The sequence below is a fragment of the Pseudomonadota bacterium genome (assembly GCA_018823135.1).
GTDB lineage: Bacteria > Desulfobacterota > Desulfobulbia > Desulfobulbales > CALZHT01 > JAHJJF01.
The window spans coordinates 1-15,879 of the sequence record JAHJJF010000063.1; the positions used below are offsets into that span (position 1 = coordinate 1).

Below are 15,879 nucleotides of genomic sequence, written 5' to 3' on the forward strand. Positions count from 1 at the left end.
CACCGATCAGCACAAAAGACCAGTGCAGGCCGAAAAGGTCGGAGGTGAAACCCGCCCCCATGGCTCCGATAAAAACTCCGCCGCTCATCGCCAGGTTGAATGCCCCCATCATGGTCCCTTGACCAAAACGCCGCCCCTCTTCGGTGGCCAGCGCCCCCAGGGTCGGCCAGATCAGTGCCTCACCGCTGCCCAGGATCACAAACAATCCGATCAGGACCCAGAAATTACCAGCCAACGGTATAAGGCACATCACCGTGCTGATGATCAGACAGCCAGCCCGCAGCAGGAGTATTTTGTCCATCCGGTCTGCAAGTCGGCCACAGGGGGACTGCAATACGGCATTAACCAGGGTCCGGGCGGCGATCACCAGGCCGATCTCCTTACCACTTGCCTGAAACAGCTGGTGCATCAGCAGGGGAAGAAAAGCCATGGTGGGCACCATGATAATCATCGTCGCCAGACGGGTCATAAGAATCCCGGCTGTGCGGCGGGAAGCAAGCATCATTCCCAGGGATTTGATCACTCCGGCACCGCGTTTATTCTTCCGGGAGGACGCCGGACTTGCCGGTAATTGCAGCAGGATCAGCATCAGGGCGAGAAAACTGAAGCCCGCCATAAAATAAAAGGCCGAGGCCATACCCCAGAGATCGGTAAAAATTCCGCCCAGCAACGGGCCGCTGCCGAACCCGGTAAAGATGGCGATATTCAGCAGGCTCATGTAGCGGCCTTCCTGGCCCACCGGCGCCAGATCGCTGACATAGGCCATGGCCACCGGCACGATCATTGCCGAGCCCACACCATGCAGGGCGCGGATCAATAGCAGCGAGCCCATGGTGGTGGCCTCAGGCATCATCAGACCCACCAGGGCATAGACCGCAAGGCCGGCAACGAGAAATCTCTTCCGTCCCCAACGGTCTGAAAGATTACCCACCACCGGCTGACAAAACCCCCGGGTGAGGGAAAAGGCTGCAACGATGAAGCTCAGGGCCAGACCTCCGGCTCCGAGACTTTCGGCGAACACCGGCATGACCGGGACAATGATGCCGATCCCCAGAAGGGCGATGAACACGGAAAGCAGTATTGGCAGCAACAGGTGTCGTTGCATGGGCGGTTCAGCGGCATTGGCAGCAAGGGGTTTGAAGAACATCATCCCTTATAATCATATTTATGAATGATTAGCCCGTATTTCCTGCAGGAAAAGTCAGGGTCAAATCTGGTAAAAATGTGTTCTGCTATTTGCGGGCAAGGATAAAAAAAATCGTGATTACCACTAAATAACTACCGACAGAGATTTTTTTCTTCGATCCTGATTGTTTCGCATTTCGAGCTTTTCATGAGTCACCCGCATGCAGTTTGATGCGATTATCTTGCTTAATCGTGTCACGTTTGATATGATTATCCCATGGAATCGAATCAGAAATGGATATGGCAACACAGGGGCTGGCCTGATTTCACCTACGATGCCGGGAAGTTGTTGCCGGAACTCACCGCTTTATCTCGCCTGATGGGCGGTCTTGAAATGACCTGTCGTACTCTTGCGGTGGACAGCCTGCTGGATGCCAGAGCCCAGGTATTGACCGAGGATGCCCTTGAAACATCAGCCATTGAAGGAGAGATGTTGCGTCGCAGCTCGGTAAGAGCCTCGGCAAGGAAGCGTCTCGGGCTACCGGTAGATCATGATGCTTCCGACAGGCGAACAGATGATCTGGTGGCCATGCTGATGGATGCCCGGGAGAATACCGGCGGGCCGCTCACTGAAGAGATGTTGTTTGCCTGGCACGCCGCCCTTTTTCCCACCGGTTATTCCGGACTCAATAAGATCCGCGTCGGTGCATACCGGGGGAAAGAGCCCATGCAGATTATTTCCGGACCGATAACCAGGGAAAAAGTCCATTATCTTGCGCCTCCGGGTAGTGGTGTTGCTGCTGAAATGGCTCGCTTTCTGCAATGGGTTAACAGTGATAACCGGATCGATTCTCTTCTCAAGGCCGGAATCGCGCATCTCTGGTTCATCATGATTCATCCTTTTGATGACGGCAACGGCAGGGTCGGCAGGGCCATAACCGATTATCTGCTGTCAATGGATTTCCCCCTGCCAATTCAGGTGATATCTTTTTCCAGGCATGTTCGCCTGGATCAGAAAGGCTATTATCATATTCTTGAAGAAACCGGTAAACAAGGGCTTGATATCAACGGCTGGCTGTTATGGTTTTTTAAGACACTCAGCGCCGCAATAGATGAATCGCGATGGATCATTGATCAGGTGGTCCAGAAAGCGGCATTTTGGAATTTGTATGGCGAAGCAGGGATCAATGACCGGCAGCGTAAAGTTCTCAATAAATTACTGGATGCCGGGGAGCGTTTTGAAGGTTTCATGACCACCCGTAAATATGCTGGAATGACAAAATGCAGTAAGGTCACTGCCAGTCGCGACCTGAAAGATCTAGAAGAAAAGGGTCTGGTGCAAAGGAGACCAGGGAGCGGTAGAAGTACAAGTTATGAAATCAAAAAGAATAGCGGGCAGGAGTTCATTGAATAGAAATTATGCAGACACGCTTCATCCACACAGCCGACATACATCTTGGTAAAACCTACCGCAACTCGCCGGGCGAAGGGGCGCGCTACGAAGATTTCTTCAGTTGCCTGGCAGGTATCGTGGGAGATGCGGTGCGTGAAAAGGTTGACTTTGTGCTGATCGGCGGCGATCTCTTCCACACCGGCCAGATCCTCCCCAAGACCTTTGCCAAGACCATCGAAACCCTGCAACCCCTGAAGCAGGCCGGCATTCCGTGTATTGCCATTGAAGGCAATCATGACTGGATTCACCGGCGCAATAATATTTCCTGGATGGAAGCCCTTTCCGAAATGGGCTATATCCGCCTGCTGCGTCCGGACCGTACCGAAGACGGCGAATACCTTTTTAAGCCATTTGATGAACAAACCGGCATGGGCGGCCATATTATAATCAACGGTCTTAATATCTATGGCCTTGGCTATATCGGCGCTCAGGCCGGCAGCCATGTTGAACGCATCTGCAATGCGGCGACCACCGACAATAACCTTTTGCTCTTCCATGTGGGCATCTGGAAATATTCACCGGTTGAGATCGGCAATATGACGATCGAAGAGGCCCATCCCCTGGCTGAAAAATTCGCTTATGTCGCCCTGGGCCACGGCCACAAGCCATACGTCATCGAAACCCCGGAAGGAAAACCTTACGCCTATAACCCCGGCGCCCCGGAACGGGTGAATTTCGGCGAGGAAAAATACGATAAGGGCTATTATTTTGTTACCATTGACGAGGGTAGGTTTTCTCCGGAATTCAGACCCGTCAATCCCCGGCCCATGCTGGTGGAGGTGATCAATCTGGATGGCGCGCCGGATGCTCATACCGCCCTTGACAGTTTTCGTGATCAGGTCCGCGAAAAGCTTATTGGACAGAATGACGGGCGCCAGCCTCTGCTGGAATTGAAACTCACCGGCCGGGTGGGATTTCACCCTTTTGAACTGGGGCGCGAACGACTGCGCCTGGCACTGGATGAGTTTGCCGCGCCATTGCACGTTGAAATAAAAAACCACCTGTCTCTTCTGACCCGCGCCGGGTGTGAGGACCTGGTGAAAAAGTCCCTTGCTGAGATTGAAAATGATGTGCTCCATGAATTGATCGGTGCCCACAGCATTTATAAGGGCCGGGAGCAGGAGTTGGCCAGGTTGTCCCTAGCGATCCGGGATCTGGTTTTGAAGGGTGATGTTGAAGACGATGAATTGCTCGGGTTGTTCTCGGAGCAGAACTGACACATGCAGATACTTTCCATTTCACTCAAAAATATCAAATCCCATCGCGACAAAGAGCTGCACTTTGTCAATGGCATCAACGTCCTTTCCGGTGACAACGGCGCGGGGAAAAGTACGATTTTTGAGGCTATCGGCTATGCCCTGTTCGGGGTTGATGCCCGCGATTTTGTCGGTAATATCGAGCGGTTCATCACCATCGGCGCTAAAAAGGGAGAAATCACCGTAACCTTTCAAACCGATGCTCAAGAGACCTTTCAGGCCTCCCGCAGTGTCGGGGCCGGATCCAAATGGCTGCTGGCCAGAGAAATCGGCGGCGCTTTTGAGGTGGAGGACCATGCCGGCGCCCAGGAAACCGAAGCGCGACTCAAGGAACTCCTGGGTCTTGATAGCGGTCGCCCCTTGGCCGAGCAATACAAACTGGTGATCGGCCCCTTTCAGAACGAATTTCTCGGACCCTTTGTCCTCAAACAACCCACCAAACGTCAGGAAGCCTTTGACGAGATTTTGGGGATTGATGCCTGGCGCAAAACCTATAAGGGCACCAGCACCCTGCTGGCAGCAGTCAAAAATAAAATTGAAGTATTGAGCGTGGAGATACAGGGCAAAGAGGAACAGATTGCAGTGCTTCCCGAACGCAAGAAGGAATTGACTGGTTTGGATGCGGAAGCAAAAGCACAGAAGAAGGAACTGACGGGAAAAGAAACAACATTATCGAAGACCGAAAAGCAGCTTGCCAAACTGGACGCGCAGGAAAAAACAACCAATGCGGTGAAGTCGGATATTCAGATTTTTCAAAACCGTATTCGTGACGGGGAAGCGAAAATTGCCGACCAGAAAAAGCGGGTCGCAGAAGCCGAATCGGCCGTTGAAACTCTTGAAAAAAGCACAGCGGGCAAGGAGGCGTTTGTCGCGGCGGAGGCAAGTCTTGCGTCGCTGCGGCAGCAGGACAAGCAGCGAAGGCAGATCGAAAAGGAGAGTAGTGTCCTGGATAAGGAAACTACCCGCCTGGCCCAGACCCTGGAACACGAAAGCAGAGAAGTTTCAAGGATTGACCTTCAGCTCACAGAAGAGGAAGGTAAAATCAGGGACCAGCAGAAAACCCTGGTGGCGGATGAAAGCCTTGCCAAAAATGCGGCGCGATTGGCGGACCTGAAAAAAGAGCTGAAAAAGCTCTCCTCGGCACAAGGTCTTATTGAAGGCAAGCGGCTGGGCCTCCAGGAAGGCAAGGAAAAATTGGCCCAGGGTGTTTGTCCTTTTTTCAAGGAACCGTGTGAAAATATTGCCGGTAAGGCACCCCGTGACGTCTTCAGCAGCAGGGTAGCCGAACTGGACAAAGAGAGCCTTGAGTTGGTCAAACAAATGGCTGGGCTGAATCAGGAGATCGACGCAGCTGAAAAAGCCCGGCAGGAGTTGGATGCACTTGCGGTACGCGCCCAGGAACTTGAAAAACAGCTGACCGCCCTGTCCAGAAGGCGACAGGAAAATAATAAGCGCCAACAAGGGCTTGAAGAGACCAGGAAACAGCAGGCAGAGGCTGACAAAAAGGCTTTAGCCCGGAAAGAAGACCTTAAACGATACAGTAATCTTGATGCGGAAATAACCAGGATCGAGAAATTACGCACCCAACATCAGGCCGCGCGCGATGCATTCTTTGCCAACCAGAAGGATGCGCAGGATTTGAATAATCGGCGTGAATCCCTGAAAAAGATGTTGGCGCTCATTGAGAAGTTGAAAGAGGATCTTGCTGCCAGACAGAAAGAACTTGTTACCCTGGAAAAAGAGTATGATCCCATGCGTCATGCCGAAGAACGCCTGGTAAAAGAGCAATTGCTCGCCGGTGTTGCCACCCTCAAGCAGAAAATCACTGACCTTGGCAAGGACCGCCTCCGTCTTGACGAAGAGATCAAGAAAATGCAGCAGATTAAACAGGAGATCAAGGAACGGGAGGCTCAGAAGAAAACCCTTGAAGGCAAGGAAGAGTTGGTTAAATTCCTGCGCACCAGGATCTTCAATAATGTTTCGGCGCAGCTTTCAGAGCGTTTCCGCGAGGAAATAAGTTTACGGGCGGACCGCATTTACCGCAGCATTGCTGAAACCGATGAGGAATTGTGCTGGGGCGATAAATACCAGATCATTCTGCGGGACATGCCGGAAGGGGAGTTGCGGGAGCGAACCGATGACCAGTTGTCCGGCGGTCAGACAATGAGCGCCGTGGTGGCCCTGCGCCTCGCCCTGCTGCAGACCATCGGCGCACGGGTTGCGTTTTTTGACGAGCCCACCTCAAACCTTGACGCGGCGCGCCGGGAAAATCTCGCCCAGGCCTTCCGGGCAATCGATGTCGGCCGCGAGGAGGTCACCGAGCACTGGTACGACCAACTCTTCCTGATCAGCCATGATGTGGCATTCACCGAGGTCACCGATCAGATTATTTCCCTTGAATAAAGATGAATCCATCAACGGTTGGATGGTAAATACTAATCCGCATCCACCATTTTCTTGGATTTATACATTTTCCAGATCAGCGATATGCCGACAATAAAGGTGTCGTCCTGTTTGACCAGGGGGCTGTCGTTGAAAACTGCGTGTGAAACATTGTCCCATCTGAGATAGCCGCTCACTGAAAATTTGTCGTTGAGGCCGTAGACCACGTAAGTTGCCAGGCTGTGCCCGGCAGGTCCTTTCCCGGAGCGATAGTAGGGTCGATCATTTCGGATGTATTCCTGGTCAACGTCATAGAAAAAACCGTTCAGGTCGGCGTCGGCATAATACAGCGCGGCGCTTATTCCTAAAGAAGATCCCGGTGGCTTTAAGAGCGTTTCATTCTTGTATCGCAGTGTTGCACTGTAGCGGACTCCTTCATAATAAATGGATATAAAGGAATTGAATCTGGCTGAAGAGACCCCCTGAATCGCGGTTGAAAGGTAGAGGGGGTGATCTGATTCATTGTTGGTAATGTGCCATTTCAGTTCCGGGCCGACCCCGAACAGCGCCCCAAGCTCAGGCATGCCTTCCCTGGCACCATTGTCACCGTCAATGGGCGGATATCCTGATAATGAAATACTTGATTCCAGATACCTTGATTTGAAGAACATTCCTTTGAAGCCGTCCCGGTCGGATCTGAAATATTCTCCCCGATAGACAAAGTAAGGAAACGGCAGGACATAGTAGCTTTGCTCGTTGGACCCGGGATAATGGGGAAAAGACATGGCGCTGTTGAACAAGCCCATTTCCCATAGGGGTTTTTGGTGAGGCGCCGCAGGCTCTGCAGCAGAGATATCTGCCCTTAGAAGAATGCAGGCTTGGAGGATTAAAGAAATAATTAAGAATTTGGAAAAGGTAGTGGATTTCATGTACATAATCATCAAAATATTACATGCAGTTTGTAATGTTGTCTTGCAATATTACACCATGAACTCATCAAAAAGGTTTACCCCAGAGACAATCAAGTGAACTAGACAGTCACCATACAGTATTTAAGCGTAATTGACACTGACAGGCTATAGATTCCTCTCGAAATTGAATCTCAAATAAAAAGTTGTGTAAAGTGGCAATAACAATCCGATGCATTTTTTATTGACGAGGGAGTGTGTTTTTTGTTAGTTAATCCTGACAATCATTTTTATCCTTTTTGCTCGCATACCATTGGTCAGGATAACTTTTATGAAAAAACTATTTTTATTACTCCAATTGATTTTATGCATTGTTGTATTTAGTTCACCGGTATCTGGAAGCACAATATTTGGACCAAAGACATACACGAGATCAATCGGACAAACAACTGTCTATACAGATACATTTCAATTTTCCGCTGGTGAGGCATTATTTACTGTCGAGAATGGCAGCTGGAATGGCGAACATCGTGTTGATAATCAAGTAAGCAGCGCCACTGTTAGTGTAAATGGAATTGAAATATTTCGCCCAAGTGATTTCAACCAGAACGTACACCTTCTAGAAACTGTATTAAACCTCAATTCAGAAAACACCATCGTTGTGGAATTGAATGGTGCACCGGAAGGCTATCTCTCAATTAGTGTTTTTTGCCAGGCTGAAACGCCCAGCATAGCATTGTCGGCTGAACAAGCTTCAATTTACACCGGGGAAGCAACAACTCTGGAATGGAATTCCACTAACGCTGTCTCTGTCAGTATAGAACCGGCAATTGGTTCTGTCGATTTAAGCGGATCAATATCTGTAAGCCCCCTCGAAACTACAATATATACAATATCTGCGGTGGGACCTTGCGAAACAGTTACAGACCAAACCACTATTAATGTAAGCGATCCGCCCCAGCCTCCCACGGTTTTAATGAGTGCCGATCCCATGACAATTTATAACGGTGAGTCGGCGGTTTTATCATGGAGTTCAACGAATGCCGAGACAGTAAGTATTGATAACGGCATAGGGAATGTTCAAGTTGCGGGATCATTGTCAGTTAATCCTATAGTCACAACAGCATATGCTATCTCAGCCTCCGGTCCTGGGGGTACAGAAACAGCAACAGTGATCGTAGAAGTTTTGGAATTGAATGCGGAGCCAACTGTAACCATAATTGAACCAAATAATATGCAGGATATTGCTGACGCGGGATTTATAATTCAATGGATGGATGATGCCCCTGTCGGTAACGCAACGGTTTCGCTTTTCTATGATGTAGATAATCAGGGAATGGATGGAAAACTCATTGTTGCCGGGATAAACGCCGAGCTTGATGGTGTCGGAGATGAATACTTCTGGGACACCTCACAGATATCAAATGGTGCTTTTTATGTTTATGCAATTATTGACGACGATGTCAACGAACCGGTTGTTGCCTATTCTGAATATCCCGTAACCGTGTACCATAAGTCTGCATGTCTCGGCGCAGAAAAAATTGTTGAAAATTATTCAAAATGGTTGGGTTATTCGGGTGCCATGAGTGGTGAATATGCCATCGTTGGGGCACCATATTCCGGTTCTAGGTATGCCTATGGCAAAGCATATATCTATAAAAATGAAGCTCAAGGTTGGGTCAAGAAAAGCGAGCTAACTCCCAATGATTTAAAAAATCATTTTACATTCGGTAAATCAGTTGCAATGGATGGTGATTATGCTGTTGTAGGTGCTGATGGGGAATATAGTTCATATGTAACATATGTAATAGGTGCAGCATATGTATATAAACGAGATGGAGAAAACTGGGTTGAAACCGCCAAGCTCATACCGCATGATTCTTCTCTTCGGGACAAATTCGGGAGAACAGTGGCAATCAGCGGTGATTATATTTTTGTCGGTAGTTTAGGGAATGCTTTTTCAGTATATGTGTTCAAGCGAGAAGGAGAAAATTGGGTTGAACAAACTGAGTTGTTTGCAAGCGATGCCGTACCTGGCGATCAATTTGGTAGCTCCATTTCAATCAGCGGTGATTATGCGGTTATTGGGGCACCAAGCAGGGATGAAGAAGGTGTATGGAATGCTGGTGCTGTATATGTATTCAAGCGCGACGAGAATGGATGGCATGAGCAGGAAAAAATAACTTTAAGTAACCCTAAAGAATCAGATGGCTTCGGAAGTTCATTGGCAATTGAAGGTAATACCTTAATTGTAGGAAAAGGTGCGCGAAACGAAAGTGGCGATGACCCCTATATAGCGTATGTTTTTAAGAATGACAGCACTCAATGGGTTGAACAGGCTCGACTGAGTTATAAACAGAAGACGAGTTTAATGCGTTCTGCTCATGCAGTTTCTATCAGTGGTGATACGGCGGTTATTGGTATATATGATGAAGAAAATGGCAGTGGCGCCGGGGCAATAAATGTCTATAAACGTTATGGAGACATATGGGAGGACCATTTAAAAATAACTTCTTGTGACGGCGCTCCTGGTAACCGGTTTGGAACCTCTGTGTCTATCAGCGGGGATAATATTATGGTTGGCGCCCCACACCTTTATCCTTTATATGATCTAAATAATGGAGCAATATATTTCTATGATGTGCCCAAGGTTACTGTCCGTATTGAAGCTGATAATGAAATGATAGGTTTTGGTGAGTCAGCAATATTATCTTGGGATTCAGTAAATGCCGAGTCATGTGTGATAATTCCTGATATTGGCAGCGTACCTCCCAACGGCTCGGTCACGATTACACCTTCAGAATCCATAATTTATTCGATAGTTGCTATCAGTCCTGACGGCAAAGCGACTTCCAATGTGAAAATAAGTGTAGGCCCTGTCAAGCTCAAGCCCGCTAGGGGTGTGTCGCTTGACAGGTTTGGCAAAGCCGTGGCAATTTCCGAAAATTATGCAATAATCGGAGCGGATGGGGGCTACTCGACTCTTCCTGGTTCGGCATTTATTTATAAACGCGACGGCTATAAATGGATCGAGCAGGCGGAACTTAAAGCAAGCGACCCTAACGAAGAAGGGGAATTTGGCACTGTTGTGGATATAGACGGCGACTATGCTATTGTCGGCGCCCATAAGTATGAAAACAATTCATTAATTGATTCAGGGGCGGCTTATATTTTTAAACGTGAAGGGGAAAGCTGGGCTCAGCACGCCAAACTTCTACCAGACGATAATAATCAAGTGGATTATTTTGGTAATGCGGTTGCGATTAGCGGGGAATATGCAGTAGTAGGCGCACAAGGCAATAAGGATGATGGTTATGGCGGGTCGGTTTATGTCTTTAAGCGAAAAGATGATGCCTGGATCGAACATACAAAACTTCTTCCGCCTGATACTGATCTTGTCTATAATTTTGGACGTTCCGTGTCCATTGACGGGGACTACGTCATAGTTGGTAGTAAAAATAATAATCCATATGGTGGGAATGCTTATATTTACAAGAGAGATGGTTGGCAATGGACTCGAGTAGCAAGGTTGGAGCCAAGTCTTGAAAGTAGTGTGAATTATGGCGATTCTGTTTCCATAAATGGTGATTATGCGATTGTTGGCGACTACAATAACAACCAATATGGGGAGAATGTATCAGCATATATTTACAAAAGAGAAGGTGAATCCTGGGCTGAAACTGCCCGAATACCCACAAGCTACCACAAAGATTTTGCTTATAGCTTCAGGGTTTCACTGTATGATGATCTTGCGGTTATCGGTTCCGGATATCTTGATCCTGAAGGGTTGGGTAATGCGGGGGCTGCGGGAGATAGTGACAATGGTGGGGGGGCTGGTGCTGCGTATATTTTTCCAATACCGGAAGTCTACGTAGATCTTGATGCAGGGCCACCTATAACTCCAACCGGCGAGGCGACCCTGTCCTGGCATTCGATTCAGGCGGATTCCTGTTTTATCGAACCAGAAATAGGGATTGTCCCATGTAACGGCACTCTCGCTATTTCAATTTCTGATACAACCACCTACACCATTCATGCCTCCGGTCCACTTGGAGAATCAACATCATCAACAACAGTAACTCTCGGCCCCGTGCCTCCGGAAGCCCATATTACAGCTTCGTCGTTAATACTTTTCGGGGGAGAATCAACCACTCTTTCCTGGAATTGGTCTGAGGGTGATACAGCTACTATTGATAATGGAATAGGCGAAGTTCCGGCAAGCGGATCTCTTACAGTTACTCCCATTGAAACGACTATATATACTTTGTCGGCAACAGGTTCGGGGGGAATAGCTAAAAACAGCGTGACGGTATTGGTGTTGTACCCCCCTGATATCAGTATTACTGCTGACCCTATGGACATTATGCAGGGAGAACCAGCATATTTATCTTGGTCTATCGAGGATGCTTATACTGCGGAATTTACACAATCATATGGTTGGTCATCTATATATGTCTGGAGTAGAGAAGCAAGGGTATATCCCACTCAGACAATGATTTATACAATTTCAGCTATTGGTAGAGGAGGATCAACTACTGATAGTATAACTGTCAATGTCCGACCGAGCCCCCCCGAAATAGTTTTTTTTAATGCCCAGCCCACAAAAGTGGTTTTAGGCAATAGAGCATGGTTAGGTTGGGAAGTAAAATATGCAACAACGACTTCTATTGATAATGGGATAGGGATTGTGCCTAGTTATACAAGAAGAGATGTTCTTCCATTAGAAACTACAACATATACATTAACAGCTTCAGGTCCAGGGGGTGAGGTATCATCAAGTGTGACGATCGAGGTTGTCTCACCGCCGACAGCATCTATTTCAGCCACCCCCTCAACAATATTCAACGGTGAATCGGCAACTCTTGTTTGGTCAGCATCCAACGTAGATACCGTGACCATTGAACCGGGAATCGGCATTATTACTGCCGATAGCTCGACGGTAATTGCGCCAACCCAGACGACTACCTACACCATCACTGCGACAAATATTGCGGGAACGGCACAGGAAACAGTAACTGTTACCTCAATTGATCCTAATGCCTTCAGGGTGGAGATTGAAACCCCATTAGACGGCGAGATTATTGACAGGCCGAATATTTCCGTCAAGGGTACGATTTATAATGGGGGTAGTGATGAAATCGGAGTAACGGTGAACAGCATACCTGCCTTGGTCAGTGGCGACCAATACATTGCCAATCGGGTTATTCTTGAAGAAGGCGAGAATGTGATTACGGTGCAGGCGGAAATGGCGGATGGATCGATTTCAGACAAATCAATTACGGTTTTCTACCAGCCCGGTGGGGATTACATTAGACTCATCTCAACAATGGAATCAGGCATTGCGCCGTTTGAGACCAGTTTGATTGTCCGCGGCAACTTCGGTTTTGCCGGTGCTCCAACAATCACTGACTCAGGGCCGGGAGCAGTTGAGTATTTACCCGAGACTGAGGAGGACACATTTAAGGTGCGGATGACTATACCTGGCGTCTACACCTTTACTGTTGAGGCGGTGGATGAATTGGGTGATCCTTATACAGACTCGGCATCAGTTCTAGTAATGGATAAAGCCGAGCTTGATATTCTTCTCAAGGCCAAATGGGATGGGATGAAAGCAGCGTTGGCGGGGGGTGATATTGAAACCGGTCTGGCTCACTTTGTCGAAAAAGCCCGTGATCAATACAGTGGGATGTTTAATGCTCTTGCTGTTCAACTGCCGCAGATCGTCTCAGAAATGCAACCGATTGAAATGATCTATACTGAGGACAATCGAGCGGAATACAGGATTAACAGGATTCATGATATAAATGGCTCTCCTGTAATCATAACATACTATATCTATTTTACCCTTGACGAGAAAGGTCTCTGGAAGATTGAGAGTTTCTAAAACATGCATGGAGAAATATTCATGAAATGTATCAAAAATCTGGTGTTCATTATTATTGCCCTGGGCCTGTGTTCGGGATGCGCCATCACGAAAAGTTACGGGCCATACATGGGCAAGGTGGTGGTCAAGGAAACCGAGGAACCCATAGAGGGCGCCGTGGTCTTCATGCGGTTTTATACTGAAGGGATTTATTCCGTAACCGATTTTGCCGATGCAGTGGAGGTCCTTACCGATGCCAACGGGGAATTCAACATAAAACACAGGGTATTTGCCTTCAGGCCGTTTCAGGTGTGGCAACCACACTCACAGACAATCATTTTCAAGCCGGGTTATGGTGCGTTTCCTCGGCATCGAGGAACAAGTATCAGTCAATGGCAGGATGGAGAATTTCCTGAAAACCAGTATGTGACCATCAAGTTGCCGAAGTTGAAGACCAGGGAGGGGAGAAGGGATAATCTCAGTAATTTATATCCAGGGTCGGCACCACCTGAAGCATACAGAACATTACAAAGTCTTGAAGAAATTGAAAGGAAAGCTGTTGGTTTGAATCCTTAACACATGAATCTGGTATAAAATATGAAATACAAACATTTTGTTGTTCTACTTGTTGTATATTACTTCGTATATTCATCATGTTATGCTTATGACGATGAAAAAGTTCATCCAGAAATAAACATTAATGCCGCTAACCAGTCGATTTTAAAAACTACAAATCTTCTGAATATGATTGGCTTTACATATGGATTAGATACTTACATTGTAAAAGATAATGTAAAACTCACTATTGAAAGGTGGATTGGTCGTGGCGGCACAGACGAAGACGGTGCAATCTATGGATTCAGGTATCTCAGGCACTTTCATAACCCCCTAAAACCATGGGATGAAGCAGGGCTTGATATTTTTCTCTGGCCTTATTTCAGGTCATCCATTGTCTGGTCGCAATTAAATACCGCGACACTCTTTTTCCCCAACTATAATTCCTGGGAATGGGCCAGGGAGTATTATTATCAGGCTTTAAAAACCGGTGATGAAAAGTATTTTGCCGACACCTTCAAGTCAGTCGGACATCTGACTCACCTGGTAGCCGACATGGCGGTTCCCGTGCATGTCAGGAATGATTCGCATCCCTTGGGAGGTATCATTATGGAACCCACCTGGCGCAAAGATCCTTATGAAAAGTGGGCTTCAAAAGTAGAAAACCAGCCAAAAATCAATTACAATTTTCCGAACGATCCTGCCAGCCGTTTCAAGATCGATCCGTCAATATTCACGAAACTCGACCATAAGACGGATGCTGATAAAGCCCTTGCTCCTTATCCCATATCAGCCCTTTGGGATCAGAACGAATACACTACAGCAAATCCAGACAAGCTTATAACCCAGACCTCAAATCTCGGCCTGGCCGAATATACCAATGCTAATTTTTTCAGCAAAGACACCGTATTCAGCAGTGATTTCCCGCATCCTGCTGAGAATGACACGGATGTCTGGCTAATCGACTGGAATAATCCTGAGGAAGTTGATGCCAGAGATGGGTTTAAAGATAATAAAATCTATATTCATGGAAATGTAGGAGACGGTAAGGTGATCAGACTGGCCTCCTTGGGTTACCTGGCCCGGGAATGTCTGATTGGTGGCTATTATGATTTTACTCCTTACGGACAGGACGACTTTGTACATGAAGATTATGTATCCGTACTCGTTCCAAGAGCCGTTGGGTACTCTACTGCTCTTATTGATTATTTTTTTCGCGGGACTCTTGATATAAGCGAGCCGTCTGGGCATGTCTATTCGGTTGCAGATGGAGCAAGGCTTTTGGAATTTGATTTTGGAAACGGCCCTGTACTGATGCCGGCATTCACTACTATTAAGGCAAAGGTGAGAAACACGACACCCGACGAAATCATGCAGGGGGGGGAAATGATAGCCGTAGCCAGGTATAAACGGCGCACTGATTATCAGCCCGATCTTTCAACTGATCCGCCGAGTCAAACATCGAGAGAAGCGGATTATTCCTATTCGACCTCCGATTTTTGGAACGTGCCCGCAGAAACAATGAGTACTGGCGATTGGGTCCAATTTGATTTCGATTTTTCCGGCGATCCCATACCTGTTGGAATTACCGACCTTTCATTACGAGTGGTATTTTACGGTACGCTTGGTGATGAAAAGGATGTGGCGGTGGCAGTCGGCATGAAAAACTTAAGTGAACCGGATCATCATGTGCTATGGAACTCAACAGACCAGGTGGTGATTGACAATCAACTATATACTGCGGATCAGATCCGGAATGATCCGGCAATGCTCGATTATGTGGACAAGAACAACAATGACGTTTTGAATGAGATATCCGAGGGAGAACCGTATATCGATCCTTATGATGTAACCTATCAGTTATCATTTTCATTGCTCGACCCACAGACCAATCAGGTCATACCCTACCTTGCAGCGCAGGTTAACAATTTGCCTGCAGGGAGATACTCCAGGTTGATTATTCTCACGGACAAGCCTGATCCGGATACAAGCTGGATAACTGTTGTGAATTCTTCAGTCATAGAAAGTTCGGCTGAATATTATTCTTTTTCAAGTGCCAGGGCCCAGGAAGAGAGAGACCCGGACGGAAATATCATATGGCCAATCCCAACTCCTCTTAAGCCCCAACAGCCAGGTACATATAGAGGAACCCGGCAACATCATTATCTTGCTGAATGGTACTGCTGGATTGCGGATGTTGATTTGCTGCTCCAGAATGTTCCTTGTGATCCGCTTGCCGATGAACGGCCAATTCCAACAGATCTTACACCTTATCCTGTGGATGTGATGCCGTTCCCATGAAGAAAGCAAAAAGCTATACTAGACAAGGTTTGTGCA

At 47.6% G+C, this 15,879-nt stretch carries 8 protein-coding genes; 6 read left to right on the forward strand and 2 right to left on the reverse strand.

Going from position 1 to position 15,879, the window contains the following annotated elements; translation table 11 throughout:
- The coding region (locus KKE17_05965) for an MFS transporter (protein ID MBU1709533.1) at positions 1 to 1,105 on the reverse strand (1,105 nt) is incomplete at its 3' end.
- A 297-nt stretch (positions 1,106 to 1,402) separates the two neighbouring features.
- Between KKE17_05965 and KKE17_05970 the strand changes: the two genes are divergently transcribed.
- The 3 genes from KKE17_05970 to KKE17_05980 are packed head-to-tail and all read left to right on the forward strand — an operon-like array spanning position 1,403 to position 6,237.
- Positions 1,403 to 2,539, forward strand: a complete 1,137-nt coding sequence (locus KKE17_05970) for a Fic family protein (GenBank protein MBU1709534.1) — start codon at positions 1,403 to 1,405, stop codon at positions 2,537 to 2,539.
- A 5-nt stretch (positions 2,540 to 2,544) separates the two neighbouring features.
- Complete coding sequence (locus KKE17_05975) at positions 2,545 to 3,795, forward strand: exonuclease SbcCD subunit D (GenBank protein ID MBU1709535.1); 1,251 nt, start codon at positions 2,545 to 2,547, stop codon at positions 3,793 to 3,795.
- A gap of 3 nt (positions 3,796 to 3,798) precedes the next feature.
- Positions 3,799 to 6,237, forward strand: a complete 2,439-nt coding sequence (locus KKE17_05980; GenBank protein ID MBU1709536.1) for an SMC family ATPase — start codon at positions 3,799 to 3,801, stop codon at positions 6,235 to 6,237.
- Between the two features lie 32 nt (positions 6,238 to 6,269).
- Here the strand turns inward: KKE17_05980 and KKE17_05985 are convergent, their stop codons facing one another.
- Positions 6,270 to 7,022 (reverse strand): MipA/OmpV family protein, encoded by a 753-nt coding sequence (locus KKE17_05985; GenBank protein MBU1709537.1) that lies wholly within the window; start codon positions 7,020 to 7,022, stop codon positions 6,270 to 6,272.
- 433 nt (positions 7,023 to 7,455) lie between these two features.
- Here KKE17_05985 and KKE17_05990 point away from each other — a divergent pair, with 433 nt between their 5' ends.
- From KKE17_05990 to KKE17_06000, 3 genes are read left to right on the forward strand one after another with little or no spacing between them, the layout of a single operon-like run.
- Positions 7,456 to 13,008, forward strand: coding sequence for an FG-GAP repeat protein (locus KKE17_05990; protein ID MBU1709538.1), 5,553 nt, complete (start codon positions 7,456 to 7,458; stop codon positions 13,006 to 13,008).
- Between the two features lie 21 nt (positions 13,009 to 13,029).
- Positions 13,030 to 13,563 carry a hypothetical protein gene (locus tag KKE17_05995; GenBank protein MBU1709539.1) on the forward strand — a complete coding sequence of 178 codons (534 nt, stop codon included), beginning with the start codon at positions 13,030 to 13,032 and terminating at the stop codon, positions 13,561 to 13,563.
- Between the two features lie 21 nt (positions 13,564 to 13,584).
- Positions 13,585 to 15,843, forward strand: a complete 2,259-nt coding sequence (locus tag KKE17_06000) for a hypothetical protein (protein ID MBU1709540.1) — start codon at positions 13,585 to 13,587, stop codon at positions 15,841 to 15,843.
- The last annotated feature ends 36 nt before the right edge of the window (positions 15,844 to 15,879 follow it).

Bases quoted from the DNA above. Each gene is read 5' to 3' on its own strand.
- KKE17_05970 (MBU1709534.1), top strand. From the start codon at position 1,403: ATGGAATCGAATCAGAAATGGATATGGCAACACAGGGGCTGGCCTGAT.
- KKE17_05975 (MBU1709535.1), top strand. From the start codon at position 2,545: ATGCAGACACGCTTCATCCACACAGCCGACATACATCTTGGTAAAACC.
- KKE17_05980 (MBU1709536.1), top strand. From the start codon at position 3,799: ATGCAGATACTTTCCATTTCACTCAAAAATATCAAATCCCATCGCGAC.
- KKE17_05985 (MBU1709537.1), bottom strand. From the start codon at position 7,022: ATGGGCTTGTTCAACAGCGCCATGTCTTTTCCCCATTATCCCGGGTCC.
- KKE17_05990 (MBU1709538.1), top strand. From the start codon at position 7,456: ATGAAAAAACTATTTTTATTACTCCAATTGATTTTATGCATTGTTGTA.
- KKE17_05995 (MBU1709539.1), top strand. From the start codon at position 13,030: ATGAAATGTATCAAAAATCTGGTGTTCATTATTATTGCCCTGGGCCTG.
- KKE17_06000 (MBU1709540.1), top strand. From the start codon at position 13,585: ATGAAATACAAACATTTTGTTGTTCTACTTGTTGTATATTACTTCGTA.